General features: G+C 64.5%; 23 protein-coding genes. 14 read left to right on the top strand and 9 right to left on the bottom strand.

What is annotated here, in order from left to right; genetic code table 11:
• Positions 1 to 33 precede the first annotated feature (33 nt).
• The 9 genes from rng to upp form a co-directional block, all read right to left on the bottom strand.
• Positions 34 to 1,503, bottom strand: coding sequence for a ribonuclease G (rng, locus tag BPHY_RS10560; RefSeq protein WP_012401455.1), 1,470 nt, complete (start codon positions 1,501 to 1,503; stop codon positions 34 to 36).
• Between the two features lie 9 nt (positions 1,504 to 1,512).
• Positions 1,513 to 2,139: a Maf family protein gene (locus tag BPHY_RS10555; RefSeq protein ID WP_012401454.1), complete on the bottom strand. Its 627-nt coding sequence runs from the start codon at positions 2,137 to 2,139 to the stop codon at positions 1,513 to 1,515.
• Positions 2,140 to 2,299: 160 nt separating this feature from the next.
• Positions 2,300 to 2,770: a 23S rRNA (pseudouridine(1915)-N(3))-methyltransferase RlmH gene (gene rlmH / locus BPHY_RS10550; protein ID WP_012401453.1), complete on the bottom strand. Its 471-nt coding sequence runs from the start codon at positions 2,768 to 2,770 to the stop codon at positions 2,300 to 2,302.
• A 67-nt stretch (positions 2,771 to 2,837) separates the two neighbouring features.
• Entirely contained in the window at positions 2,838 to 3,296 is a 459-nt protein-coding gene (rsfS, locus tag BPHY_RS10545) for a ribosome silencing factor (protein WP_012401452.1), read from the bottom strand.
• Positions 3,297 to 3,298: 2 nt separating this feature from the next.
• A complete protein-coding gene (locus tag BPHY_RS10540; protein WP_052306106.1) occupies positions 3,299 to 4,015 on the bottom strand; it encodes a nicotinate-nucleotide adenylyltransferase in 717 nt (238 codons plus the stop codon).
• 51 nt (positions 4,016 to 4,066) lie between these two features.
• Positions 4,067 to 4,999, bottom strand: a complete 933-nt coding sequence (gene hemF / locus BPHY_RS10535) for an oxygen-dependent coproporphyrinogen oxidase (RefSeq protein WP_012401450.1) — start codon at positions 4,997 to 4,999, stop codon at positions 4,067 to 4,069.
• Between the two features lie 261 nt (positions 5,000 to 5,260).
• Positions 5,261 to 6,538: a phosphoribosylamine--glycine ligase gene (purD, locus tag BPHY_RS10530; protein WP_012401449.1), complete on the bottom strand. Its 1,278-nt coding sequence runs from the start codon at positions 6,536 to 6,538 to the stop codon at positions 5,261 to 5,263.
• A gap of 286 nt (positions 6,539 to 6,824) precedes the next feature.
• Positions 6,825 to 7,553, bottom strand: coding sequence for a YebC/PmpR family DNA-binding transcriptional regulator (locus BPHY_RS10525; RefSeq protein WP_012401448.1), 729 nt, complete (start codon positions 7,551 to 7,553; stop codon positions 6,825 to 6,827).
• A 364-nt stretch (positions 7,554 to 7,917) separates the two neighbouring features.
• A complete protein-coding gene (upp, locus tag BPHY_RS10520; protein ID WP_012401447.1) occupies positions 7,918 to 8,568 on the bottom strand; it encodes a uracil phosphoribosyltransferase in 651 nt (216 codons plus the stop codon).
• Between the two features lie 278 nt (positions 8,569 to 8,846).
• Between upp and BPHY_RS10515 the strand changes: the two genes are divergently transcribed.
• The 14 genes from BPHY_RS10515 to BPHY_RS10450 all read left to right on the top strand — a co-directional run bounded on the left by BPHY_RS10515 (position 8,847) and on the right by BPHY_RS10450 (position 24,976).
• Positions 8,847 to 9,626, top strand: a complete 780-nt coding sequence (locus BPHY_RS10515; RefSeq protein ID WP_012401446.1) for an SDR family oxidoreductase — start codon at positions 8,847 to 8,849, stop codon at positions 9,624 to 9,626.
• Between the two features lie 71 nt (positions 9,627 to 9,697).
• Positions 9,698 to 10,087: a methylglyoxal synthase gene (locus BPHY_RS10510; RefSeq protein ID WP_012401445.1), complete on the top strand. Its 390-nt coding sequence runs from the start codon at positions 9,698 to 9,700 to the stop codon at positions 10,085 to 10,087.
• Positions 10,088 to 10,151: 64 nt separating this feature from the next.
• Complete coding sequence (locus BPHY_RS10505; protein WP_012401444.1) at positions 10,152 to 11,126, top strand: quinone oxidoreductase family protein; 975 nt, start codon at positions 10,152 to 10,154, stop codon at positions 11,124 to 11,126.
• A gap of 228 nt (positions 11,127 to 11,354) precedes the next feature.
• Positions 11,355 to 11,465 (top strand): hypothetical protein, encoded by a 111-nt coding sequence (locus BPHY_RS10500; RefSeq protein ID WP_012401443.1) that lies wholly within the window; start codon positions 11,355 to 11,357, stop codon positions 11,463 to 11,465.
• Entirely contained in the window at positions 11,465 to 11,557 is a 93-nt protein-coding gene (kdpF, locus tag BPHY_RS10495) for a K(+)-transporting ATPase subunit F (RefSeq protein ID WP_007583461.1), read from the top strand. The genes BPHY_RS10500 and kdpF overlap by 1 nt, the downstream gene beginning before the upstream one ends.
• Positions 11,554 to 13,359, top strand: a complete 1,806-nt coding sequence (kdpA, locus tag BPHY_RS10490; RefSeq protein WP_012401442.1) for a potassium-transporting ATPase subunit KdpA — start codon at positions 11,554 to 11,556, stop codon at positions 13,357 to 13,359. The genes kdpF and kdpA overlap by 4 nt, the downstream gene beginning before the upstream one ends.
• Before the next feature lie 57 nt (positions 13,360 to 13,416).
• On the top strand, positions 13,417 to 15,501 hold the full coding sequence (gene kdpB / locus BPHY_RS10485; RefSeq protein ID WP_012401441.1) for a potassium-transporting ATPase subunit KdpB: 2,085 nt from the start codon (positions 13,417 to 13,419) through the stop codon (positions 15,499 to 15,501).
• 54 nt (positions 15,502 to 15,555) lie between these two features.
• Positions 15,556 to 16,137 carry a potassium-transporting ATPase subunit KdpC gene (gene kdpC, locus BPHY_RS10480; RefSeq protein WP_012401440.1) on the top strand — a complete coding sequence of 194 codons (582 nt, stop codon included), beginning with the start codon at positions 15,556 to 15,558 and terminating at the stop codon, positions 16,135 to 16,137.
• Positions 16,138 to 16,877: 740 nt separating this feature from the next.
• Positions 16,878 to 19,727: a DUF4118 domain-containing protein gene (locus BPHY_RS10475; RefSeq protein ID WP_012401439.1), complete on the top strand. Its 2,850-nt coding sequence runs from the start codon at positions 16,878 to 16,880 to the stop codon at positions 19,725 to 19,727.
• The gene (gene kdpE / locus BPHY_RS10470; protein WP_012401438.1) at positions 19,724 to 20,422 is read left to right on the top strand and encodes a two-component system response regulator KdpE; all 699 of its coding nucleotides are present in this window, start codon (positions 19,724 to 19,726) and stop codon (positions 20,420 to 20,422) included. The genes BPHY_RS10475 and kdpE overlap by 4 nt, the downstream gene beginning before the upstream one ends.
• 148 nt (positions 20,423 to 20,570) lie before the next feature.
• Positions 20,571 to 20,891, top strand: a complete 321-nt coding sequence (sugE, locus tag BPHY_RS10465; protein WP_012401437.1) for a quaternary ammonium compound efflux SMR transporter SugE — start codon at positions 20,571 to 20,573, stop codon at positions 20,889 to 20,891.
• 394 nt (positions 20,892 to 21,285) lie between these two features.
• The gene (locus BPHY_RS10460; RefSeq protein ID WP_012401436.1) at positions 21,286 to 21,897 is read left to right on the top strand and encodes a DUF4126 domain-containing protein; all 612 of its coding nucleotides are present in this window, start codon (positions 21,286 to 21,288) and stop codon (positions 21,895 to 21,897) included.
• A 119-nt stretch (positions 21,898 to 22,016) separates the two neighbouring features.
• Positions 22,017 to 24,506, top strand: a complete 2,490-nt coding sequence (locus BPHY_RS10455; protein ID WP_041763950.1) for an ABC transporter permease — start codon at positions 22,017 to 22,019, stop codon at positions 24,504 to 24,506.
• A 44-nt stretch (positions 24,507 to 24,550) separates the two neighbouring features.
• Positions 24,551 to 24,976: a group II truncated hemoglobin gene (locus BPHY_RS10450; protein ID WP_012401434.1), complete on the top strand. Its 426-nt coding sequence runs from the start codon at positions 24,551 to 24,553 to the stop codon at positions 24,974 to 24,976.
• Positions 24,977 to 25,089 lie beyond the last annotated feature (113 nt).

Genomic DNA, 25,089 nt, shown 5'->3' with positions numbered 1-25,089 from the left:
GTGCCCAGAGGTAACGTGTGCGGAGCGATGGGATCACATCAGCACGATGTCGTATTGCTCCTGGCTCAAATTGGACTCGACCTGCAGCGACACCGGCTTGCCGATGAAGTCGATCAACATCGCCAAATGCTGGGATTCTTCCTCCAGGAACAGATCGATCACCTGCTGCGAAGCCACCACGCGAAACTCGCGCGGATTGAATTGACGGGACTCCCTCAGAATTTCACGCAGCACGTCATAGCAGACAGTGCGCGCCGTCTTCACCTGCCCCTTGCCCTGACAAACCGGGCAAGGCTCGCACAGCACATGCGCAAGCGATTCACGCGTGCGCTTTCGCGTCATTTCGACGAGGCCCAACTGCGAGAACCCGTTGACGGTCACACGCGTGCGGTCGCGTGCGAGCGCCTTCTTCAGTTCTCCGAGCACCTGATCCCGATGCTCGGAGTTCTCCATGTCGATGAAGTCGATGATGATCACGCCGCCCAGGTTGCGCAGCCGCAATTGCCGCGCGATCGTATGCGCCGCTTCGAGATTGGTCTTGAAAATCGTATCGTCGAAATTGCGTGCGCCGACATAGCCGCCCGTGTTGACGTCGATGGTCGTCATCGCTTCCGTCTGGTCGATCACCAGATAGCCGCCCGACTTCAGATCTACCCGCCGCGATAATGCACGCTGGATCTCCGTCTCGATGTTGTAGAGATCGAAGAGGGGACGCTCGCCCGTGTAATGATGCAGCTTCGACGAAACAGCTGGTGTGAACTCGGCGGCGAACTCCGTGAGCATCTGGAATGTCTCGCGTGAATCCACCTGAATGCGCGTGGTCTCGTCGTTGACAAAGTCGCGCAGCACGCGCTGCGCGAGATTCAGATCCTGATAGAGCAAGCTGGTGGGCGGCATGCGCTGCGCCTGCGAGAGTATGGTCGCCCACGTCTTGCGGAGATACGCGACGTCGGCGGCCAGTTCTTCGCTCGTTGCGTCTTCAGCGATGGTGCGAACGATGTAGCCGCCTTTCTCGTCGACGGGCAGCACCGACGTGAGCCGTGCACGCACGGCTTCGCGCTCGGCTTCGCTTTCGATCTTCTGCGAGATGCCGATATGCGGTTCCTGCGGCAGGTAAACGAGCGTGCGCCCGGCGATGCTCACCTGCGTCGAGAGCCGCGCGCCTTTCGTGCCGATTGGATCCTTGACGACCTGAACCATCAAGGTTTGCCCTTCGAAGACGATTTTTTCGATGGGCTGATGCGGCACCTGTTGCTGCGGTTCGCCCGCAAGCCGCGGATGCCAGATATCGGCGACGTGCAGAAACGCAGCCCGTTCCAAACCGATATCGATAAACGCGGACTGCATGCCGGGCAGCACGCGCACAACCTTGCCGAGGTAGACATTGCCGACCCGCCCGCGCGACAGCGTGCGTTCGACGTGAAGCTCCTGCACTGCGCCCTGCTGGACCAACGCTACGCGCGTCTCCTGTGGCGTAACGTTAATCAGGATTTCTTCGTTCATGGTGTTGTTCTAAAAGTCGATGCGCGCCGCACGTAGAAGGGCAGCGGTTTCAAACAATGGCAAACCCATAATACCTGAATAGGACCCGTCAATATGTTCGATGAACTCCGCCGCGCGCCCCTGAATACCATACGCGCCTGCCTTGCCAAGGGGCTCGCCGCTTGCCGCGTAGCGTCGCAACGCGTCGCTTTGCACTGCAGCAAAACGGACTCGCGAAACCGACAGTGCGGGCGTCAGCAATTCGCCCTGCGCATCGACGACGGCCACTGCCGTCAGCACTTCGTGCGCGCGGCCAGTTAGACGCGTGAGCATGGCGACGGCATCGTCGGAATCGATCGGCTTGCCGAGAATCGCATCGTCGATCGTAACGGTTGTATCGGCAACCATAATCGGCGCGTTCTCATGGCCGCCCGCAAGGAGGCGCGCGCGCGCCGCACGGGCCTTCGCGACGCACACGCGCATCACGTAGTCGTGCGCGCGCTCGCCGGGCAACTCGGCTTCGAGCGCTTCTGCGTCTTCATCGGGACGGGGCAGCAGCAATTCGAAGCGCACACCCAGCTGCGTCAGCAGTTCCTGGCGGCGCGGACTCTGCGATGCGAGATAGACGAACGGAAAAGCGGCACTCTGAATGGACATGGATCGGTCACCAGCGAAGATATACGGCGCGGCCTCGCAGCGCGAAGCCGACGACAGGTGTTGAGCGTAACAGACGGGAAGGGCGGCGCGCACCTGGCCATCCGGCCAGGTTGTGCGCAGGGATGCGGAATCCGAAGATATCCGTATGTTCAGACGGAGATCAGACTCGATGATATGGATGATTCTGCGTGATGGTCCATGCGCGATACAGCTGTTCAGCAAGTAGTACGCGGACCATCGCGTGCGGCAGCGTGAGGCTCGACACGCGCAGCAACATGTCGGCGCGCGCTTTCAGGTCGGGATCGAGCCCATCGGCGCCGCCGATCAGAAACGCGACGTCGCGCCCGTCCTGTTGCCAGGTTGGCAGAGCATTCGCGAGCTGCATCGTCGTCCAGTCTTTGCCGCGTTCGTCGAGTGCGACGATGCGGGCATTTCTGGGCAGCGCTGCTTCGATCTTCTGCCGCTCGGAGGCCATCACGCTTTCAGCGGAGCGGCCCGACGAGCGCTGCTCGGGCTTGATTTCGCGCAGTTCGATGCGCAGCTCGGGCGGCATGCGCTTCGCGTATTCGTCGAAGCCCGTGGCGATCCAGTCCGGCATCTTGTGCCCGACCGCGAGGATATGCAATTTCATCGGCGACCTCGCGAGGATTCCATACCGCGCACGGCCGCGCGCACATACCGCGGCTCGAACAGCGTGCTCACGAGCGGCGGCGAGCGGGCGCCTTGCGTGCCGGACGCGCGACGGGCGTGTCGTCTTCCTCGTCTTCGTCATCGAGCGGTTCGGACGGACGAGCGCCTCCGAATGGGTTAGGTGCCGACAGTTTCACGCGCACCGGCTTGTCGCCCCAGATTTCTTCGAGGTTGTAGTACTGGCGCAGCGCCGGTTGCAGGATGTGCACGACGGCATCGCCGCAATCCACCAGAACCCATTCGCCGATGTCTTCGCCTTCCGTGCTGACGATGTCGCCGCCTGCTTCCTTGACCTTCTCGCGCACGCTGGAGGCGAGCGCCTTGGTCTGGCGGTTCGACGTGCCGCTCGCGACGATCACGCGGTCGAACAGTTCGGTGAGATGGCTGGTGTTGAACACCCGGATGTCTTGCGCCTTGACGTCTTCGAGTCCGTCGACGATGGCACGTTGAAGCTTGCGTATATCCATGATTACCGATGGTACAGATGATGTTGAACAATATAGTCCCACACTGCCGTGGGGACATGATTCTGTGCGGATTGCCCGCCGCCGGCCGCTGCCGCGTTTTCAAGCGATGCGCGCAGATGCGCGCGAATGTCGGTGGCCGATACATCGAACGCCAGCGACGTGTCGATCAGCAAATGCCCGGCTGGCGTTGCCTGCAGCGTGGCGGCGTCAGCCGAGCGCTGCGCGATCGCGGCCGCGACGGCGGGCGGCACGGCCGATACGTCGAAGCCCGGGCGCGTTGCCGCGGCGATATGCGCGTAGTCGAACAGTTGCTGCCAGTCGCGCCACGTGTCGAGCCGAACCAGCTGGTCCGCGCCGATCAGCAGCGAGATCGACGCGTCTTTACCTTCACGCTCGCGCCAGCGCCGCAGCGTATCGACCGTGTAAGTGGGGCCGTCGTGCTCGATTTCATCCGTGGCGACACTGACCGTCACGCCCGGCAGCGTCAGCGACGCGGCGGCCGCGCGAGTCATGGCGAACCGGTGTTCGGCCGCCGATACGTCCGCCTTCTGCCACGGCTGGCCGGCCGGCATCAGCACGAGTTCGGTCAGGTCGAGCGCTTCGGCGAAACGCCGTGCGAGTGCGAGATGGCCGTCGTGGATGGGATCGAACGTGCCGCCGAGGATGCCGATACGGCGCAATGCCTGTTTCGGCGCGACGGAGTGAGCGGTCGGATTCAGTTGCGGTTCCTTTGCCTGTCGGTTGGAGAGGGAGCGGCGCGGCAAAGCGCGTCAGACCCACTCGCGCTGCACGAGAAAGTCACTGTAGAGGCGCGCTTCCGGCGTGCCCGGCTCGGGCTGCCAGTTATAGCGCCAGTTCACGACGGGCGGCATCGACATCAGGATCGACTCCGTACGTCCGCCGCTTTGCAGCCCGAACAGCGTGCCACGGTCGAACACGAGGTTGAATTCGACGTAGCGGCCGCGCCGGTACGCCTGGAAGTCGCGCTGGGCTTCGCCGTATGGCATGCCGCGGCGTCTCTCGATGATAGGCAGATAGGCATTCAGGAACGCATCGCCGACGCTCTTCACCATCGCAAACGACTTTTCGAAACCGGGCTCCGCGAAATCGTCGAAGAAAATCCCGCCGATGCCGCGCGGCTCGTTGCGGTGTTTCAGGAAGAAGTAGTCGTCGCACCAACGCTTGAAGCGCGGGTAGAGGTCGTCGCCATATGGCTGCAGCGCGTCGCGGCAGACACGGTGGAAATGCCGCGCATCTTCTTCAAACCCGTAGTATGGCGTCAGGTCCATACCGCCGCCGAACCAGAACACGGGCGCTTCGCCTGCTTTCGTCGCGACCAGGAGGCGCACGTTCATATGAACGGTCGGACAGTACGGATTGCGCGGATGCAATACGAGCGACACCCCCATCGCTTCGAAGCCTCGCCCCGCCAGTTGCGGGCGCAGCGCGCTCGCCGAGCCGGGCAGCGCGTCGCCTTGCACATCCGAGAAGCCGATGCCCGCGCGTTCAAAGAATGCACCGTTTTCCAGAATGCGCGTGCAGCCGCCGCCGCGCAACTTCTCGCCGGGCGCACGTTGCCACGCGTCGGTCGCGAGCGGTGTGCCGTCAAACCCGCCGAGCGCGTCGGCGATCCGCGTCTGCAAGCCTTGCATCCAGGCCCGGACGGTCTGGGTGTCGTGGGCGTCGTGAATCGAATCGGTCATGATATGTGAGGCGCGGCACGGAAAAACGCTGGCGCGGTCGGGTTTCAATGGGACGGATTGGGCGCGATGCGCCCTTCACGGCACATGTTCGGACGGTTGCCGGCGCTGCTCAGCCGGGGCACATCCATCGCAGCAGATCTTTGCCGACAAACCCGAGTGTAGCGCCGGCGCGGCCATATGGCCCCGAAGGGTTGTTTCGCGGGTCCGGGCAGCGTGCCCCGAACGGCCGCGCCAGACAGCCAATATGCGAAGACGGCCGGCTTAGCCGTGCTTGCGGTTGGCCGCGCGATAACCGATGTCGCGGCGATACTGCATGCCGTCGAACGAAATGTGGTTGATCGCCTCATAAGCGACCGACTGCGCGCTGCGCACGGAATCCGCCAGTCCGACGACGCACAGCACACGTCCGCCCGAGGTCGTCAGCTTGCCGTCCTTGAGCGTCGTGCCTGCGTGGAACGTCACCGCGTCCGCCGTCTCCGCCGGAATGCCGCTGATGAAATCGCCCTTGCGCGGCGCTTCCGGATAGTCGTGCGCGGCCAGCACCACGCCAAGCGCGGTGCGGCGGTCCCATTCGAGTTCGACTGTGTCCAGCGTACCCGCGATCGCCTGCTCGACGACCTTCGAGAAGTCACCCTTCAGACGCGCCATGATCGGCTGCGTTTCCGGGTCGCCCATGCGGCAGTTGAATTCGAGCGTCTTCGGGTTGCCTTGCGCGTCGATCATCAAACCGGCGTACAGGAAGCCCGTGAAGCGAATGCCTTCTTTCTCCATGCCGCGCACGGTCGGCAGGATGATTTCGCGCATCACGCGTGCGTGCAGTTGCGGCGTGACGATGGGCGCGGGCGAGTAGGCGCCCATGCCGCCCGTGTTCGGTCCCTGATCGCCGTCCAGCAGGCGCTTGTGATCCTGGCTCGACGCCAGCGCCAGCACGTTCTTGCCGTCCACCATCACGATGAAGCTCGCTTCTTCGCCCGTCAGAAACTCTTCAATCACGACACGTGCGCCGGCGTCGCCGAGTTTGTTGTCCGACAGCATCATGTCGACGGCGTGGTGCGCCTCGTCGAGCGTCAGCGCGACAACCACGCCCTTGCCCGCCGCAAGGCCATCGGCCTTGATGACGATGGGCGCGCCCTTTGCGTCGATGTACGCATGCGCGGCCGCCACGTCGGAAAAGGTCTCGTACTCGGCCGTCGGAATTGCGTGGCGCTTCATGAACGCCTTCGCGAAGTCCTTCGAGCTTTCGAGCTGCGCCGCTTCCCTCGTCGGGCCGAAGATCTTCAGGCCGCGAGCGCGGAAGATGTTGACGATACCCGCTGCGAGCGGCTGTTCCGGACCCACCAGCGTGAAGGCGATCTGTTCCTTCTCGACGAAGTCGGCGAGTGCGTTCGGATCAGTGATGTCGATGTTGCGCAGACGGTCGTCCTGGGCGGTGCCGCCGTTGCCTGGCGCGACATAGACGAGTTGCACGCGCTGCGATTGCGCGAGCTTCCACGCGAGCGCATGCTCGCGACCGCCGGAACCGACGACGAGTAACTTCATGTGATTCCCCGAATACTAAAAACCGTGAACGGCCCGCGCACTGGCGCGAGCCGTGGATGTCCATCTTTACCTTCGCACAGCGCGAACGCGTGACATGTGACGCAAGCCACAAAGCCCGACGTTGTGGCGGAAAAAGCCGCGAACCATGCGGCCATGTATGCGCCATGTGTGCGGCCGACCCCGTGCGGTCATTCATACGGAAGCGCCGGTGCGGCGAGCAGGAGGAGCGCTGCGACAGCAGCCGTACGGGAACACGCCCGACGCGAACGGCGCGCTCACTCCGTGGTCATTCGTCGGCGATGGCCGCGTTCGTATACACCTCTTGCACGTCGTCCAGATTCTCCAGCGCGTCGAGCAGCTTTTGCATCTTGACGGCGTCGTCGCCCGCGAATTCGACTTCCGTTTGCGGCTTCATGGTCACTTCGGCGAGTTCCGCCTTGAAGCCGGCGGTTTCGAGCGCGGCCTTGACCTTGGAAAAGTCGTTTGGCGGGCAGATCACTTCAATGCTGCCGTCCTCGTTCGTGACAACGTCGTCGGCGCCCGCTTCGAGCGCGGCGTCCATCAGCTTGTCTTCGGGCGTGCCGGGCGCGAACAGGAACTGGCCCACGTGATCGAACATGAACGAAACCGAGCCATCCGTGCCCATGTTGCCGCCGAACTTCGAGAACGCATGACGCACTTCCGCGACGGTGCGCGTGCGGTTATCCGTCATCGTGTCGACGATAATGGCCGCGCCGCCGATGCCGTAGCCTTCGTAGCGGATTTCCTCGTAGTTCGCGCCGTCGACGCCGCCGACGCCGCGCTGGATCGCGCGGTTGATGTTGTCCTTCGGCATGTTGGCGTCGTACGCCTTGTCGACGGCGAGCCGCAGGCGCGGGTTCGAGTCGATGTCGCCGCCGCCCATGCGGGCCGCGACCTGGATTTCCTTGATGAGGCGCGTCCAGACCTTGCCCTTCTTGGCATCGGCCGCTGCTTTCTTATGCTTGATGTTGGCCCATTTCGAATGACCCGCCATACCTTTCTCCGTGGCGCGCGCCAGCGGGGCGCACGCAGTGTGCAAATATCGTCAGTCCCGTCGCACCCTGTGCCGTTCGCGCTGCCTGGGCGGCCATGTCTCGACGTGCGCCAGGAACCCGGGCGCTGCGGGATGATGTCGCGCGAGCGTCGCAGGATGGGCGGAAGCGGCCGGGGCGTTAAGCGCCGCCGCTGGTCACGGCCGGCAAGTCGGTGAAGGGTGGACTGCCCGTGTTTCAGGGGCAGACAGCGATTTTATCATGGAGGGGTGGGGCGCCTTCGGGGCGCGGGCTTGGTTTTTTGTTTGCGACGCCCGCAACGCCCCCCAAAAAAACGGCAACGCCCGCGTCCCGATGGTGCAAACCTTAATTCTTGGTCCCAAACAACCGGTCCCCGGCATCGCCGAGCCCGGGAATAATGTACGCATGCTCATTCAGATGCGAATCGAGCGAAGCGACGTACAGCTTCACGTCGGGATGTGCGTCCTGAAACACTTGCACCCCCTCAGGCGCGGCCACGAGCGCCAAAAACGAGATGTTCTCGCCCGCGACGCCGCGGCGCTTGAGCACATCGATCGCATGCACGGCGGAATACCCCGTCGCGACCATCGGATCGCACAGGATGAAAATCCGGTCCTCGAGATCCGGCAGGCGCACCAGATATTCCACCGGCCGATGATCGTCGTCGCGATACACCCCGATATGGCCGACCCGCGCCGACGGAATCAGTTCGAGCAGCCCGTCCGACATGCCGACGCCCGCCCGCAGCACAGGCACGATCGCGAGCTTCTTGCCGGCGATTACGGGCGCGTCGATATCGACGAGCGGCGTGCTCACGCGACGCGTCGTCATCGGCAGGTTGCGGGTGATTTCATAGCCCATCAGCAACGTGATCTCGCGCAGCAGTTCGCGGAACGTCCGCGTTGACGTGTCGCGGTCGCGCATGTGCGACAGCTTGTGCTGGATCAGCGGGTGATCGAGGATGAAAAGATTGGGAAAACGGCTGTCCTGGGTCATGACGGGGCGCCTCGCGGCGAGGTTGGGCTGGCTGATGATGGTCTGTCGACGTTCTGGCGATTCTGTGGCGCGGCGCTCCCGGAGCCCGACGGGCGGCGGTGCGCACGGCGCCGTGACTGCGAGTTTACCGGAAGGGGCGGCCGCCGATGAAAGGTATTGCAGCCAGGCCCGGCAGCGTCGCATCGATTCTTCTAGAATCGGGGGACAGTTGACCGACCAACCCGGCGCCAATGCGCGACAGCTTGCCCGCATTGCGCCCATGACAACAGGAACAGGCAATGGATCTGGGCATCGCAGGAAAATCCGCGCTCGTGTGCGCGGCGAGCAAGGGGCTGGGGCGCGGCTGCGCCGAGGCGCTCGCGGCCGAAGGCGTGAATGTGACGATCGTCGCGCGCACGCCTGAAACGCTCGACGCGACGGCGGCCGCAATCCGCGCGAACGCGGGCGTCGACGTGCAGGCCGTCGCGTGCGACATCACCACGCCCGAAGGCCGCGCCGCGGCGCTCGCCGCCTGTCCGCAGCCGGATATTCTCGTCAACAATGCAGGCGGGCCGCCGCCCGGCGATTTCCGCAACTTCACGCACGACGACTGGATCCGCGCGCTCGAAGCGAACATGCTGACGCCGATCGAACTGATCCGTGCGACCATCGACGGGATGATTTCGCGCGGCTTCGGGCGCGTGGTGAACATCACGAGTTCGTCGGTGAAAGCGCCCATCGACGTGCTCGGTCTGTCGAACGGCGCGCGTTCCGGGCTGACGGGCTTCATTGCGGGCGTCGCGCGCAAGGTCGCGCCGAACGGCGTGACGATCAACAACCTGCTGCCGGGTATTTTCGACACGGACCGCATTGCCGTGACGTTCGACGCCGCGGCGAAAGCGCAGAACATTTCCGTCGACGAGGCGCGCAAGCAGCGCATGGCGACGATTCCCGCGCGCCGCTTCGGCACGCCAGACGAGTTCGGCCGCGCCTGCGCGTTCCTGTGCAGCGTGCACGCGGGCTATATCACGGGACAGAACTGGCTGATCGACGGCGGCGCCTACCCGGGCACGTATTGACGTGGCGCGTCGCGCCACATGCGAACCCCTAAAACGACAATACACGACCACAACAGAAGAGGAGCAACGACATGACAACACGCGTCGCGCTGATCGCGCACGATCACAAGAAGGACGACATCGTCAAACTGGCGGGCGAGTACGTCGACGTGCTCGCACGCTGCGAGCTGCTGGCGACGGGCACGACGGGCGGGCGCATTGCCGATGCGCACGGTCTGAAGGTCGAGCGCATGCTGTCCGGCCCGCACGGCGGCGACCTGCAGATTGGTGCGCAGCTGGCGGAAGGCCGCGTCGACATGGTGATCTTCCTGCGCGATCCGATGACGCCGCAGCCGCATGAACCGGATATCAACGCGCTAGTGCGTGCGTGCGACGTGCACAACGTGCCGTGTGCGACGAACATCTCGACGGCGCGGATGATCCTCGACGTGCTGACGCTGCGTCTCACTCAGCAGGTCTGATCACGTTGTCCGATTTCAATCATGCAATGCTCGCCACTCGGCCGCGAGCGAATCTGGAGACAACATGACCAAAGCAATTCGATTCGACAAGACGGGCGGACCGGAAGTGATGAAGTGGGTCGACGTCGACGTGGGCGCGCCGGGTAGTGGCGAGATCCGTATCAGGCAGCATGCTGTCGGCTTGAACTATATCGACGTGTATTTCCGCACCGGGCTGTATCCGTTGCCGCTGCCGGGCGGGCTCGGCATGGAAGCGGCGGGCGAGGTGGTCGCCGTTGGCCCGGACGTGACTGACGTGAAAGTGGGTGAGCGCGTCGCGTATGTTGCGCGGCCGCCGGGCGCGTATGCGCAGGAACGCGTGCTGCCCGCGGCCCAGGTCGTGAAGCTGCCCGACGCGATCGGCTATGAGGAGGCGGCCTCCGTCATGCTGCAGGGCTTGACCGCGCAATATCTGCTGCGCCGCACGTACCCGGTGAAGCAGGGCGACACGATCCTGATCCAGGCGGCCGCGGGCGGCGTCGGCCTGCTCGTGTGCCAGTGGGCCAAGGCGCTGGGCGCGACGGTGATCGGCACGGTCAGCTCGGACGAGAAGGCGGAGATCGCGCAGGCGCACGGCTGCGACTATCCCATCGTGTACACGCGCGAGAACTTCACGAAGCGTGTGCGCGAGATCACGAACGGCGCAGGCGTGCCCGTCGTGTACGACTCGATCGGCAAGGATACCTTTACGGCCTCGCTCGATTGTCTTGCGCCGCTTGGGATGTTCGTGAGCTTCGGCAATGCGTCGGGCCCGTTGCCGCCGATCGATTCGTCGGAGTTCGCCGGGCGCGGCTCGCTGTTCTTCACGCGTCCAACACTCTTTACCTATATGGGCAAGCGCAGCGACTACGACGCGATGGCGGCGGAGCTGTTCGACGTCATCGGCTCAGGTAAGGTGAAGACGAGCATCAATCAGCGCTATGCGCTGTCCGATGTCGGCAAGGCGCACGCCGATCTGGAGGCGCGGAAAACGACCGGCTCGACGGTTTTGCTGCCCTGAAGCGTTTGGCCGGGCGAGCACAAATTCGACTACTGGTTCGCGAATTACGGCGCCGTAACGGACTGCACATCAATACTGCGCGTAGACGAGGGAGCCACCGGTGGCAGCCGGCGGCTCCCTCGGTTGTTTACGGGTTTTTTACACTCACTCTCGAATCTTTGACCAGCCCTTTACGCCGATCGGCATAACGTTGCGCACATCCATCGTCCAACCAATGGAGAACATGAAATGGATGTGCTGTACGTCGGGGGCATCGCGCTTTTTGCTGCGCTGACCTTTGGATTGATCGCCGGGTGCGAGAAGCTGACGCGCTACGGCCGCGGCCAGGGAGCGCGCTAATGAACTGGATCCTCTGGCTCTCGGGCGCGGCGACCGCGCTGCTGTTCGCCTATCTCGTCTATGCGCTGCTGCGCGCGGAGGACATTGAATGAGCCTCAACAATGTCCTGCAGCCGGCATTTTTCATCGTCGTGCTGCTTGCCGCGGCCGTGCCCGTCTCGGGCTATCTGTCGCGCGTGATGGACGGCAGCTCGCGCGTCGTCAAACTGGGCGGCCCCATCGAAGGTCTGCTGTACCGTCTCGCGGGCGTCGATCCCTCGCAGGAAATGGGCTGGAAGCGCTACGCGATCGCGACGCTCGCGTTCAATCTGCTCGGCGTGGTGTTTCTCTATGCGTTGCTGCGCGTGCAAGGCTCGCTGCCCGGCAATCCGCAGCAATTCGGCGCGATGTCGGCCGATGGCGCGTTCAACACGGCGATCAGCTTCGTCACCAACACGAACTGGCAGGACTACACGCCGGAACAGACGGTCGGCTATCTGACGCAGATGCTCGGCTTCACGGTGCAGAACTTCCTGTCGGCAGCGACGGGTATCGTCGTCGTGATCGCCCTGGTGCGCGGCTTCGCGCGCCACACCGCGCAGACCATCGGCAACTTCTGGGTCGACATCACGCGCGTGACGCTGTACGTGCTGCTGCCGATGGCGGCCATCATCGCCGCGCTGCTGATGAGCCAGGGCGTGATCCAGAACTTCAAGTCCTATGAGGACGTGCCGACGCTGCAGACCACCACGTACGCCGCGCCGAAAGTGGATGCCCAGGGCAATCCCGTGAAGGACGCAAAGGGCAACCCTGTGACCGTCGATACGCCCGTGAAGTCGCAGACCATCGCAATGGGCCCCGTTGCGTCGCAGGAAGCGATCAAGATGCTCGGCACGAACGGCGGCGGCTTCTTCAATGGCAATTCCGCGCATCCGTACGAGAACCCGACGCCGTTCTCGGATTTCGTGCAGATGTTCTCGATCCTGATCATCCCCGCTGCGCTGTGTCTCGTGTTCGGCCGAATGATCGGCGATCGCCGGCAGGGCATCGCCGTGCTCGCGGTGATGACGATCGCGTTCGCCGTCGCTGTCGCGGGCGAAATCGGCGCCGAGCAGGGCGGCAATCCACTCTTCACGTCGCTGCATGTCGACCAGTCCGCGAGCGCGCTGCAGGCGGGCGGCAACATGGAAGGCAAGGAAACGCGCTTCGGCATCGCGCAGTCGGGCATTTTCACGGTCGCGACGACGGCGGCTTCGTGCGGCGCCGTTACCAATACGCACGATTCGCTCACGCCGCTCGGCGGCCTCGTGCCAATGCTGCTGATGCAGCTGGGCGAAGTGATCTTCGGCGGCGTGGGTTCGGGTCTGTACGGGATGCTGGTGTTCGCGTTGCTCGCGGTATTTGTCGCCGGGCTGATGATCGGCCGTACGCCGGAATACGTCGGCAAGAAGATCGAAGCGTACGAGATGAAGATGGTGTCGATCGTCGTGCTGCTCACGCCGCTGCTCGTGCTCGTCGCGACGTCGATTGCCGTGCTGACCGACGCGGGCAAGGCAGGCATCCTGAATCCGGGCGCACACGGCTTCTCGGAAATTCTCTACGGGTTCAGTTCGGCGGCGAACAACAACGGCAGCGCGTTCGCGGGCCTCACGGTGGGCACGCCGTTCTACAACTGGCTGACGGCGGTCGCGATGTGGTTCGGCCGCTTTGGCACGATCGTCCCGGTGCTCGCGATTGCCGGCTCGCTCGCCGCGAAGAAGCGCATTGCCGTGACGGGCGGCACGCTGCCGACGCACGGACCGCTCTTTGTCGTGCTGCTGCTCGGCACGGTGCTGCTGGTCGGCGCGCTCACGTACGTGCCCGCGCTCGCGCTCGGTCCCGGCGTCGAACATTTGATGATGATCGCGGGCCATTGATGCGCCGCACGCGACATACGAAGGCGCAAAAAACAGGCGAAGCAATTAGAGGAAGAAATGACTGACCATTCCGCCACTCGCTCCATGTTCGATCCGGCGCTGCTGCGCCCGGCGATCGTGGATTCGTTCAAGAAACTCAAGCCGCACACGCAGTTTCGCAACCCGGTGATGTTCTGCGTGTACGTCGGCAGCATCCTGACGACGATCCTCTGGATCGCCGCGCTGATGGGCCAGGCCGAGGCGCCCGCGGACTTCATTCTCGCGGTGTCGCTGTGGCTGTGGTTCACGGTGCTGTTTGCGAACTTCGCCGAAGCGCTCGCGGAAGGGCGCTCGAAGGCGCAGGCGGCATCGCTGCGCAGCGCGAAGAAAGACGTGATGGCGAAGAAGCTCAATGAGCCGCATCCGAAGTCGCCGATTCGCATCATGACGGCCTCGGACCTTCGCAAGGGCGATGTCGTGCTCGTCGAAACGGGTGACGTGATTCCTGCCGACGGCGAAGTGATCGAAGGCGTTGCGTCCGTCGACGAATCGGCCATCACGGGCGAATCCGCGCCCGTGATTCGCGAATCGGGCGGCGACTTCTCGTCGGTGACGGGCGGCACGCGCGTGCTGTCGGACTGGATCGTCGTGCGGGTGACGGCCAATCCGGGCGAGGCGTTCCTCGACCGCATGATCGCGATGGTCGAAGGCGCGAAGCGCGCAAAGACGCCGAACGAAATCGCGCTGACCATTCTGCTCGTCGCACTGACGATCGTCCTGCTGCTCGCCACGGCGACGCTCCTGCCGTTCTCCATGTTCTCGGTCGAAGCGGCGAAGGCGGGGCACGTGGTGACGATCACCGCGCTCGTCGCGCTGCTCGTGTGCCTGATTCCGACGACGATCGGCGGCCTGCTGTCCGCGATCGGCGTGGCAGGCATGAGCCGCATGATGCAGGCGAACGTGATCGCTACGTCGGGCCGTGCCGTCGAAGCGGCAGGCGACGTCGACGTGCTGCTGCTCGACAAGACGGGCACGATCACGCTCGGTAACCGCCAGGCGTCGGCGTTCATTCCGGCTTCGGGCGTCGCGGAAGAAGCGCTCGCGGACGCGGCGCAGCTGTCGTCGCTGTCGGATGAGACGCCGGAAGGGCGCAGCATCGTCGTGCTTGCGAAGCAGCGCTTCAATATCCGGCAGCGTGACATGGCCGCGCTGCATCCTGTGTTCCTCGCGTTCAGTGCGCAGACGCGCATGAGCGGCGTCGATCTGCCTGGGCGAGAAATCCGCAAGGGTGCGGCCGATGCCGTCAAGCACTATGTCGAAGCGAACGGCGGGCAGTTTCCGGCCTATGTCGCGAACGCGGTGTCGGACGTCGCGCGGCGCGGCAGCACGCCGCTCGTGGTGGCGGATAAAGCCGAAGGCGCGGCGCGGGTGCTCGGCGTGATCGAACTGAAGGACGTGGTGAAGGGCGGCATCAAGGAGCGCTTCGCTGAACTGCGCAAGATGGGCATCAAGACCGTGATGGTGACGGGCGACAACCGTCTGACGGCGGCTGCGATTGCTGCCGAAGCGGGGGTCGACGATTTCCTCGCCGAAGCCACGCCGGAAACGAAGCTCTCGACGATACGCGCGCATCAGGCGGAAGGGCGCCTTGTCGCGATGACGGGCGACGGGACGAACGACGCGCCCGCGCTCGCACAGGCCGACGTCGCCGTCGCGATGAACACGGGCACGCAGGCCGCAAAGGAAGCGGGCAACATGGTCGACCTCGATTCGAATCCGACCAAGCTGATCGAGATCGTCGAGATCGGCAAGCAGATGCTGATGACGCGCGGTTCGCTGACGACCTTTTCGATCGCGAACGACGTCGCCAAATACTTCGCGATCATCCCGGCTGCGTTCGCGACCACGTACCCGGCATTGAACGCAGTGAACGTGATGCATCTGGCGACGCCGACGTCCGCGATCATGTCGGCCGTGATCTTCAACGCGCTGATCATCGTGCTCCTTATTCCGCTGGCGCTGAAGGGCGTGAAGTACAGGCCGCTCGGCGCGGCGATCCTGCTGAGGCGCAATCTGCTGATCTATGGACTTGGCGGCATCATTGTGCCGTTCATCGGGATCAAGCTGATCGACATGGTGCTGGCCGCGTTCGGCTGGGTTTGAGCATTGGGTTCGAGCTTTGCGCGAGCTTTGAATAGAGAACAAGGAAGCTGAATCATGAAATCGCTTTTTCGCCCGATGATCGTGATCTTCGCCGTGCTGGCGGCGCTCACGGGGCTGGCGTATCCCGCCGTGATGACGGCGTTCGGACAGACCGTTTTTCATAACGAGGCCAACGGCAGCATGATCGCGAAGAACGGCAAGGTGGTCGGCTCGCGGCTGATCGGCCAGCAGTTCGATGCGCCGCAGTACTTCTGGGGTCGTCTGTCGGCGACCTCGCCGATGCCGTATAACGCTCAGGGGTCGAGCGGCTCGAATCTCGGGCCGATCAATCCGGCTCTCGCCGACGAAGTGAAGGGGCGGCTTGCTGCTTTGCAGGCGGCTGGGCATCAGCCTGCTGGTGTGGCTGTTCCTGTCGATCTTGTGACTTCCTCTGGCAGTGGTCTCGATCCTGAGATTTCGCCTGCGGCGGCGGCTTATCAGATAGAGCGTGTGGCTGCTGCGCGGAAGATGAACGTGAGTGACGTTGCGGCGATTGTTGACCGCTATACGCGGGGGCGGCAATTTGGGGTGTTCGGCGAGGCGCGGGTGAATGTACTTGAGCTCAATCTCGCGCTCGATGACGCGCAGCGAGGTTAATGCTTTTTTTGATGTCTGCGACGCAGTCGCTATTTGTGGTTTTCGGGGTTTATTTGTCGCTGGCATCCGGCTCTCAACGTCCCGTCCTGTTCGCGGCAACGCGCTGTTTCAAGTGCGTTGCCAACGTGCTAACTAACGCCTCACCCGCTTCGCACTCCCGCGTCACGTACGGCCAGGAAGTCCACGGCCGCCCAGGTGGCAAACTGTGTGTAGGTCGTCGCGATGGAAGTGCGCCACTCCGGACTGAAAAGCGGGATCGGTGTCGTAGGATCGGCAACGCATGCGGTGCGGTCGCCTACACACGGTTTGCCACCCGGGCGGCGCGGACGATTCGCTGCCGCTGGCTGCACTACGGATGACTGGAGCGGGTGATGCGCCCGTTCAAGGCGCTGGCAACGCGCGCCAGCTAGCGCGTTGCCGCATGGAGGACGGGGACGCTGGGGGCCCGTGGGCAAGAACAGGCACTGGCGGGGTGAGCGGCTTTCTTTTGCCTACTTTTCTTTGCCGCGGCAAAGGAAAGTAGGTGCCGCCCCGCACAGGGGCAACGCCAGCCAACCAGAAGCAAAACGCGGATGTCAGCGGAAGCCAAAAAAACCAAAACCAAAAACCAAAACCAAAAACCGAACCGGCAACGCCCGCGCCCCGAGGGGGCCCACTCGCGCCGCAGGCAGAAAAAACGCAAAACCATGTCACCATACCCGCACGAAAGTGCATAACCGACAAAGTGCATAACCGACACTATGCCCCGCCCCGACCCCGACGAGCTCCTCGACAAACTCCAGCGAGAAGAAGAAAAACGCCAGCGCGGCAAGCTCAAGATCTTCTTTGGCGCGTCAGCCGGCGTCGGCAAGACGTATGCAATGCTGCAAGCAGCACGACGCCGCATGGAAGAGGGCATCGACGTCGTCGTCGGTATCGCGGAGACACACGGCCGCGGTGAAACAGCCGCGCTACTCGAAGGCCTCGATGTCCTGCCGCTCGCGCGCATCGAATACCGTGCCCGGTCGCTCGCCGAATTCGACCTCGACGCCGCGCTGGAGCGCAAACCACAACTGATTCTCGTCGACGAACTCGCGCATTCGAATGTGCCTGGCGCCCGCCATGCGAAACGCTGGCAGGACGTCTACGAGCTGCTCGACGCCGGCATCGATGTCTACACGACCGTCAACGTCCAGCATCTCGAAAGTCTCAACGACGTGGTCGGCCAGATCACGGGTATCCGCGTGTGGGAGACGGTGCCCGATCGCGTATTCGATCGCGCCGACGAAGTGACGCTCGTCGATCTGCCCGCGGAAGAACTGCTCGACCGCATGCGCGACGGCAAGGTCTACATGCCGCAACAGGCCGAGCGCGCAGTGCGCAACTTCTTTCGAAAAGGCAACCTGATTGCGCTGCGCGAACTGGCACTTCGGCGCACGGCGGATCGCGTCGATGCGCAGATGCGCGAGTACCGCGCCGATCGTTCGATCCAGCGCATCTGGCAGGCACGCGAGCGGCTCCTCGTGTGTGTCGGTCCCGGTCCCGAAGCGCCGTTGCTGGTGCGCGCGGCGGCGCGTCTCGCTGCAAGCCTGAAGGCGGACTGGATCGCCGTGTATGTCGAAACGCCGAAACTGCAGCGGCTGTCCGACGCGCGCCGCGAACGCACGCTCGACGCGCTCAAGCTCGCCGCCGAACTCGGTGCCGAAACGGCGACGCTGGCAGGCGCCGATGCCGTCACGACGCTGGTCGGCTATGCGCGCGTGCGCAATGTGTCGAAGCTGGTGGCGGGCGGCTCGTCGGCCACGGGCGTCACGCGTTGGCTGCGCCGTCCATTCGGCGAGCGTCTCGCGGAACGCGCTAGCGATCTCGATCTCACGCTGATCCGTGCGAGCAGCGACGAAGCGGGCCCAGCAGGCACGACGCGCGAACGCATCGCGGACGCGGAAGGGCGAGCCTGGCGCGATGCGCTGATCGCCGCGCGCGACCGCCGTTCTCCGCCGCGCAGCTACGCGTGGGCCGTCGCGATCTGCGCGGGCGTGACGTTGATCGCGAGCCAGCTGATCGACCGGATCGATCTCACGAACCTCGTGATGCTGTATCTGCTTGGCGTGATCTTCACAGCCGTGAAGCTGGGTCGCGGGCCGGGCGTGATGCTGTCGTTCCTGTCCGTCGCCGCGTTCGATTTTTTCTTCGTGCCGCCGCGCATGTCGCTTTCGGTGAGCGACACGCAATACCTGCTGACATTCTTCGGCATGCTGCTGACCTCGCTCGTCATCGGCCATCTGACGTCGAGTCTGCGGCGCGAAGCGCGCGTCGCGCGGCGGCGCGAGCAGCGCACGGGCGCGATGTACGCGATGGCGCGCGAACTCGCGGCGGCCTTGACGACGGAGCAGATCGTCGGCATTGGCAGCCGTCACGTGAGCGAGGTGTTTCGCGCACGCGTCGCGGTGCTGCTGCCCGATAGTGCGGATCAGGTGAAGCAGAAGATCGACGATCCCGACACGACCATCATGCTCGACAGCGCGTCGCTCGATGTCGATGTCGGCCAGTGGGTCTACGATCAGCAGAAGCCTGCCGGGCACGGCACGGACACGCTGCCCGCCGCCCGGGCGCTCTATCTGCCGCTGCGCGCGCCGATGCGCACGCGCGGCGTGCTCGCGGTCGTGATGGAGGACGAGCGCGAACTCGACGTGCCCGAGCAGCAGCGCATGCTCGATGCGTTCGCCGCGCAGATCGCGCTCGCGCTGGAACGCGTGCATTACGTCGATATCGCGCGCGATGCGCTCGTCAGCATGGAATCGGAGCGCTTGCGCAACTCGCTGCTGTCCGCGATTTCGCACGACCTGCGTACGCCGCTCACGGCGATCGTCGGCTTTTCGTCAATGCTCGCTGCACAGCGCGACGCCCGCACCGATGCCCAGGGCGAACTCGTCGACGCGATCCACGAGGAGGCGCTGCGCATGACGGGCATCGTCACGAATCTGCTCGACATGGCGCGTTTGCAGGCGGGCAGCCTCAAGCTGAACCGCCAGTGGTCGCTGCTCGAGGAGACGGTCGGCTCGGCGCTTCGCGACTGCCGGCGCACGCTCGCCAGGCATCCCGTGACGGTGTCGCTGCCCGCCGATCTTCCGCTGTTGCAGCTCGACGCCGTGCTGATGGAACGGCTCTTCGCGAACCTGTTCGAGAACGCCGCGAAGTACGTGCCGCCCGACACGCCGTTGATGATCGGCGCGCAATGCATCGAAGAGAACGGCACGCCGTTCGTGCGCGTGACCGTCGACGATACCGGGCCCGGCTTGCCTCCGGGCATGGAGGCCCGCATCTTCGAGAAGTTCACGCGCGGTGAGAAGGAATCGGCGAAACCGGGCATCGGCCTCGGGCTCGCGATCTGCCGCGCGATTGCCGAAGCGCATGGCGGTAAAATCGGCGCGGCCAACCGCATCGCTGCCGATGGCCGCGTCGAGGGCGCGCGTTTCTGGTTCACGCTGCCCATCGACACGCCGCCGCCCGTGCCCGACGTATCCGATCTGCCCGACGAAGCCGCGGCCGAGCCGGATCCCGAACCGCACCGTCGACAACAAGCCGATACGCATCCTCATACTCACTCATGAGCGACCTGAGCATTACCGTCGTACTGATCGAAGACGAACAACAGATTCGCCGCTTCGTGCGGGCGTCACTGGAAGGCGAGGGGATGACCGTGTACGACGCGCCGACGGGCAAACAGGGACTAATCGAAGCGGCCACACGCAAGCCCGATCTCGTGATCGTCGATCTGGGCTTGCCCGACACCGATGGCCTCGACGTGATCCGCGAACTGCGCGGCTGGAGCGAGTTGCCCATCATCGTGCTGTCGGCGCGCACGCAGGAGAGCGAGAAGGTCGCGGCGCTCGATGCCGGCGCCGACGACTATCTGACCAAGCCGTTTGGCGTGTCCGAGTTATTTGCGCGGATCCGCGCGCATCTACGCCGGCGCAACCAGGGTGGTCCGGCCGAGACGCCGCAGGTGCAGTTCGGCGGCGTGACCGTCGATCTGGCCTTGCGGCAGGTCTCGCGCGACGGCGAGCCCGTGCATCTGACGCCGCTCGAATACCGGCTGCTCGCGACGCTCGTGCGTCATGCGGGGCGCGTGCTCACGCATCGCCAGTTGCTGCGCGACGTGTGGGGCCCGTCGCACGTCGAAAGCCATCACTATCTGCGCATCTACATGGCGCATTTGCGGCAGAAACTGGAACGCGATCCGGCGCAGCCCGAGCATATCGTCACGGAGACGGGCGTCGGATATCGGCTGGTTGGCGTCGCGTGACGCGACGCAGTGTTGCGGCGTTTCATATTGGATCGCATATGCCCGACAGTGAAATGCACGCCATCTTGATATAATGGCGGTCGGCAAGGACGGCCTTGCTGCATCCGCTTTCAACGGGGACGGCCCCATCATCAATGGGATTCGTCTCATGTCCTGGATTCTTCTCTTTATCGCTGGTCTGCTGGAAGTGGCCTGGGCGGTCGGCCTCAAGACATCCGAAGGTTTCACCCGCTTTTGGCCGTCGGTATTCACCGTCCTGACGGCGCTCGGCAGTTTTGCGCTGCTTGCAATGGCGATGCGGCAGTTGCCGTTGGGAACGGCCTACGCCGTGTGGACGGGAATCGGTGCTGTCGGCGCGTTTGTCTTCGGCATCGTGGCGATGGGTGAAGTCGTATCCGTTGCGCGCGTTGGCAGCGCGGTCCTTATCGTTGTGGGGTTGGTGGGGCTTAAGTTGTCGTCGGGGCACTAACGGGTTTTGTGTGCGACGCGGTCCCGCGTCTGGTTTTTCTTTGGGCTTTTTCGCGCTGGCATCCGCGATTTGCCTTCATCGTTCATGCGTTGCCGCTGTACGCGGCCGCCGCTGCTTTTCTTTGCCGCGGATGCCCGCGCAAACCCACACGCTGTAACCACATCGCGGATACAGCAAAAACCCAAACCGGCAAGCCGCGCCGCAGGCCAAAAAACCCAAAACCAGCCCACCCCACGCGGGCTAGCTATAATGAGACGGAAATCATCCTGAAATTGCTCCGCGCGGCCTTGATGCGCGGATCCGGCGGCTTCGGCACGGCGGAGCCTCTGGCACTTCCGCGTCCCCGGCACGCCGCCGGAACTGACGGCACGCGACGCGCGCCTCGGAGGCGGCCATGCTTGAACCTCTTTCGCTTGCGGCGGGTCTGTCGTGGGGCAGCGGCTTGCGTCTTTATCTGACCGTCCTGATCGCGGGGGTGTTCGGTCGCGCCGGCTTCATCCATCTTCCCGATACGTTGTCCGTGCTGCAGTCGCCGTGGGTCATCGGCGCCGCCGCGCTGCTCAGCCTCGCCGAATTTCTCGCCGACAAGATTCCCGCGTTCGATTCCCTGTGGGACGCCGTTCACACGTTCATCCGTATTCCGGCAGGCGCCGTGCTGGCCGTCGGCGCGCTTGGCCATGCCGATCCCGCCATGATGACGATCGCCGCGCTCGCGGGCGGCACGCTCGCGGGCGCGGCGCATCTGACCAAGGCGGGCACCCGCGCGCTCATCAACCTGTCGCCGGAACCCGTGTCCAACGTGGTCACGTCCACCGCTGAGGACGGGCTCGTGTTCGGCGGCCTGTTGCTCGCGCTGTTCGTTCCCCTGCTGTTCCTCGTGCTGCTGGTCGGCTTCCTCGTGCTCGCGAGCTGGGTCCTGCCGCGTCTGTGGCGCAGCGTCCAGGGCGGCTTCCGCGGCATGGCGACCCACATGGTGTCGCGACTCGCGCGGAGCCGTCACGATTGAGCGAAGCCGAACGCGTCACCACCACCGAGGCTCTCCCCGAGCGTCCACCCCATCATCGCAGGCACCGCGCACCTGCGCATCGGTTGTCGCTGGGCCATTTGCTGCATCAGTCGCTGCGCATGACGGCGCGCGACTGGCGCGCGGGCGAGCTGTCGATGCTGCTGCTCGCGCTGGTGCTGGCCGTCGCAGCGCTGTCGAGTGTCGGCTTCCTTGCCGACCGTCTGCACCAAGGGCTCGAGCGCGATGCGCGGCGCATGATAGCCGCCGATTTCATCGTCCGCTCCGACCATCCCGTCGACCCGCAATTCTTCGACAAGGCCAAAGCGCTCGGCCTCGACACGGCGACGACGGCGATTTTCCCCAGCATGGTCAATTCGACGGCGGCGCAGCCCGTGTCGCGCCTTGCGGCCATCAAGGCCGTGTCAGCGGGCTATCCGCTGCGCGGCGAATTGAAGATCGCACTCGCGTCCGGCGCACCCGATCGCGAAGTGCGAGGCATTCCGCCGTCCGGTGAAGTGTGGGTCGATCAGCAGATGCTCGATGCGCTGAAGGCGCACATCGGCGACAAGGTGAAAGTGGGCGGGCGCGATTTCACAATCGGCGCGCTGATTACGCGCGAGCTGGATCGCGGCTTCGCGTTCGTCAATTTCTCGCCGCGTCTGATGATGCGCGCGGACGATCTGACGTCGACGGGCCTGACGGGTTACGGCAGCCGCGTCACGTACCGGCTGCTGGTGGCGGGCGGCGACGAAAGCGTCGCGTCGTTTGCGAAGTGGGCGCATGAACGTGTCGACAACGGCAAGATGCGCGGCTACGCGCTGGAATCGCTGCAGGACGGCCAGCCGCAGGTACGCCAGACGCTCGACCGCGCGAGCCACTTCCTGACGCTTGTGTCGCTGCTGACGGCATTGCTCGCCGCCGTCGCGATCGCGATGGCCGCGCATCGCTACATGCGCCGGCACCTGGACAGCTGCGCGGCGATGCGCTGCCTCGGCGCCAGCCAGCGGACCTTGCGCGCGCTGTTCCTGTTCGAGTTCGCGGGACTCGGTTTGCTTGGCGGCGTGGCGGGCGTCGCGCTCGGTTTCGGCGGGCATCTCGCGCTCTTCTGGTGGCTCGGCAGTCTGATCGACGTGTCGCTGCCGTATCCGAGCGTGTGGCCCGCCCTGGAAGGCATCGCCGCGGGTCTCGTGCTGTTGATCGGTTTCGCGCTGCCGCCGCTGTTGCCGCTGACACATGTGCCGCCCGTGCGCGTGCTGCGCCGCGAGTGGGGCGACGAAGGGCGCACCGCGTGGGCGGCGTACGCGCTCGGCATCGTGCTGTTTGCGGGGCTGCTGATTCTCGCGGCGGGCGAGCTGAAGCTCGGCGGCATCGTCGCGGGCGGTTTCGCGGGCGGCTTGCTGCTGTTCGCGCTGATCGCGCGTGCGGCGCTGTGGGGCGCGGCGCGCATCGTGCGCAGCGAGCGTTTTTCCATCGGCATCGGCTGGCGTTATGCGCTGGCGTCGCTGGAACGCCGCGCGAATTCGAGCGCGCTGCAGATCACCGCGCTCGCCATTGGCCTGATGTGTCTGCTGCTGATCGGCATGACGCGCAACGACCTGATCGAAGGCTGGCATCGCTCGACGCCACCCGACGCGCCGAACGAATTCGTCATCGACATTCAGCCCGACCAGCGCGATGTCGTGACGCACTATCTGTCGGCACACGGGTTTCCCGGCATCGATCTGGAGCCGATGGTGCGGGGCCGGCTGATCGCGATCAACGACAAGCCCGTCAATCCCGACGACTACAAGAGCGAAGATGCGCGGCGCCTCGTCGATCGCGAGTTCAATCTTTCGTACACGACACAGTTGCCGGACGACAACCGGATCGTGTCGGGTGAGTGGTACGGCGACACGACTGCGCCGCAGATTTCGATCGAGCAGGGCCTCGCGAAGATCTTGAACGTGAAGGTCGGCGACACGATGCGCTTCGACGTGACGGGCCTGCAGGTCGACGCGCCCGTCACGAGCGTGCGCAAGCTCGATTGGGGTTCGTTCAAGGTCAACTTCTTCGTCGTGATGCCGCCTGCCGCGCTGAAGGACTATCCAGCGACCTTCATCACGAGCTTCCACGTGCCGCCCGAGCAGCGCACGGTGATTGACGGGCTGATCGGCCAGTACCCAAACCTCACCGCGATCGATACCGCGCCGATCCTCGCGCAGGTGCAGCGCGTGATCGGGCAGGTGATCGGCGCCGTGCAGTTCCTGTTCGCGTTCACGCTGATCGCGGGCGTGCTGGTGCTGTACGCTGCACTGGCAGGCACGCGCGACGAGCGTATGCGAGAATCCGCGCTGCTGCGCGCGCTCGGCGCGTCGCACGCGCAGGTGCGCGCGGTGCAGGTCGCGGAGTTCGTCGTGGTCGGCGCGCTGTCGGGCCTGATGGCGGCTGTCGGCTCGCAACTGATCGGCTTCGTGCTCGCAGCGCGCGTGTTTGATTTTTCGATCGACTTCAACCCGTGGCTCGTGCCGGCGGGCATTGCGGCGGGCGTCGTGTGCTCGGCCGTCGGCGGGTGGTTGAGCCTGCGTCACGTGCTGATGCGGCCAGCGCTGCAATCGTTGCGCGATGCGTGACAGCGCGCGCCGCCCCTACCATCCTTTGAGTGTGTTTTGCCCGTATGACTGATCCGATTGACGAAGCGCCGTCGCAGCCGACCGCCTTCGAACTCGTGGGCGGCGAGGCGCGCGTGCGCGAACTCGTCGACCGCTTTTACGACCTGATGGATCTCGAAGCCGACTTCGCCCGTATCCGCAAGCTGCATCCGCCGACGCTCGAAGGCTCGCGCGACAAGCTGTTCTGGTTCCTGTGCGGCTGGCTCGGCGGCCCCGATCACTACATCAGCCGCTTCGGTCATCCGCGTCTGCGTGCGCGGCATCTGCCGTTTCCGATCGCGTCGGTAGAGCGCGACCAATGGCTGCGCTGCATGGCGTGGGCGATGGAAGACGTCGGGTTGCCCGAGCCGCTGCGCGAGCGCCTGCTGCATTCGTTCTTCGATACCGCGGACTGGATGATCAACCAGCATTCGGCAGTGACGAAAAGATGAACTCGTGCTCCGTTCCGGCAATAACTAGCCGATGTTCGCGTAGCATGTCGACCTCAGCGTAACGGCAGACATCAGCATATCGATGAGACGAACTTAACGCGGAGCAGATGCCG

This window comes from Paraburkholderia phymatum STM815 (assembly GCF_000020045.1).
Lineage (GTDB): Bacteria > Pseudomonadota > Gammaproteobacteria > Burkholderiales > Burkholderiaceae > Paraburkholderia > Paraburkholderia phymatum.
This window is presented reverse-complemented; position numbering and strand designations above follow the sequence as displayed.

What these genes read in the sequence shown, in the direction of transcription:
- rng (WP_012401455.1), bottom strand. Translation starts at nt 1,503, where the DNA reads ATGAACGAAGAAATCCTGATTAACGTTACGCCACAGGAGACGCGCGTA.
- BPHY_RS10555 (WP_012401454.1), bottom strand. Translation starts at nt 2,139, where the DNA reads ATGTCCATTCAGAGTGCCGCTTTTCCGTTCGTCTATCTCGCATCGCAG.
- rlmH (WP_012401453.1), bottom strand. Translation starts at nt 2,770, where the DNA reads ATGAAATTGCATATCCTCGCGGTCGGGCACAAGATGCCGGACTGGATC.
- rsfS (WP_012401452.1), bottom strand. Translation starts at nt 3,296, where the DNA reads ATGGATATACGCAAGCTTCAACGTGCCATCGTCGACGGACTCGAAGAC.
- hemF (WP_012401450.1), bottom strand. Translation starts at nt 4,999, where the DNA reads ATGACCGATTCGATTCACGACGCCCACGACACCCAGACCGTCCGGGCC.
- purD (WP_012401449.1), bottom strand. Translation starts at nt 6,538, where the DNA reads ATGAAGTTACTCGTCGTCGGTTCCGGCGGTCGCGAGCATGCGCTCGCG.
- BPHY_RS10525 (WP_012401448.1), bottom strand. Translation starts at nt 7,553, where the DNA reads ATGGCGGGTCATTCGAAATGGGCCAACATCAAGCATAAGAAAGCAGCG.
- upp (WP_012401447.1), bottom strand. Translation starts at nt 8,568, where the DNA reads ATGACCCAGGACAGCCGTTTTCCCAATCTTTTCATCCTCGATCACCCG.
- BPHY_RS10515 (WP_012401446.1), top strand. Translation starts at nt 8,847, where the DNA reads ATGGATCTGGGCATCGCAGGAAAATCCGCGCTCGTGTGCGCGGCGAGC.
- BPHY_RS10510 (WP_012401445.1), top strand. Translation starts at nt 9,698, where the DNA reads ATGACAACACGCGTCGCGCTGATCGCGCACGATCACAAGAAGGACGAC.
- BPHY_RS10505 (WP_012401444.1), top strand. Translation starts at nt 10,152, where the DNA reads ATGACCAAAGCAATTCGATTCGACAAGACGGGCGGACCGGAAGTGATG.
- BPHY_RS10500 (WP_012401443.1), top strand. Translation starts at nt 11,355, where the DNA reads ATGGATGTGCTGTACGTCGGGGGCATCGCGCTTTTTGCTGCGCTGACC.
- kdpF (WP_007583461.1), top strand. Translation starts at nt 11,465, where the DNA reads ATGAACTGGATCCTCTGGCTCTCGGGCGCGGCGACCGCGCTGCTGTTC.
- kdpA (WP_012401442.1), top strand. Translation starts at nt 11,554, where the DNA reads ATGAGCCTCAACAATGTCCTGCAGCCGGCATTTTTCATCGTCGTGCTG.
- kdpB (WP_012401441.1), top strand. Translation starts at nt 13,417, where the DNA reads ATGACTGACCATTCCGCCACTCGCTCCATGTTCGATCCGGCGCTGCTG.
- kdpC (WP_012401440.1), top strand. Translation starts at nt 15,556, where the DNA reads ATGAAATCGCTTTTTCGCCCGATGATCGTGATCTTCGCCGTGCTGGCG.
- BPHY_RS10475 (WP_012401439.1), top strand. Translation starts at nt 16,878, where the DNA reads ATGCCCCGCCCCGACCCCGACGAGCTCCTCGACAAACTCCAGCGAGAA.
- kdpE (WP_012401438.1), top strand. Translation starts at nt 19,724, where the DNA reads ATGAGCGACCTGAGCATTACCGTCGTACTGATCGAAGACGAACAACAG.
- sugE (WP_012401437.1), top strand. Translation starts at nt 20,571, where the DNA reads ATGTCCTGGATTCTTCTCTTTATCGCTGGTCTGCTGGAAGTGGCCTGG.
- BPHY_RS10460 (WP_012401436.1), top strand. Translation starts at nt 21,286, where the DNA reads ATGCTTGAACCTCTTTCGCTTGCGGCGGGTCTGTCGTGGGGCAGCGGC.
- BPHY_RS10455 (WP_041763950.1), top strand. Translation starts at nt 22,017, where the DNA reads ATGACGGCGCGCGACTGGCGCGCGGGCGAGCTGTCGATGCTGCTGCTC.
- BPHY_RS10450 (WP_012401434.1), top strand. Translation starts at nt 24,551, where the DNA reads ATGACTGATCCGATTGACGAAGCGCCGTCGCAGCCGACCGCCTTCGAA.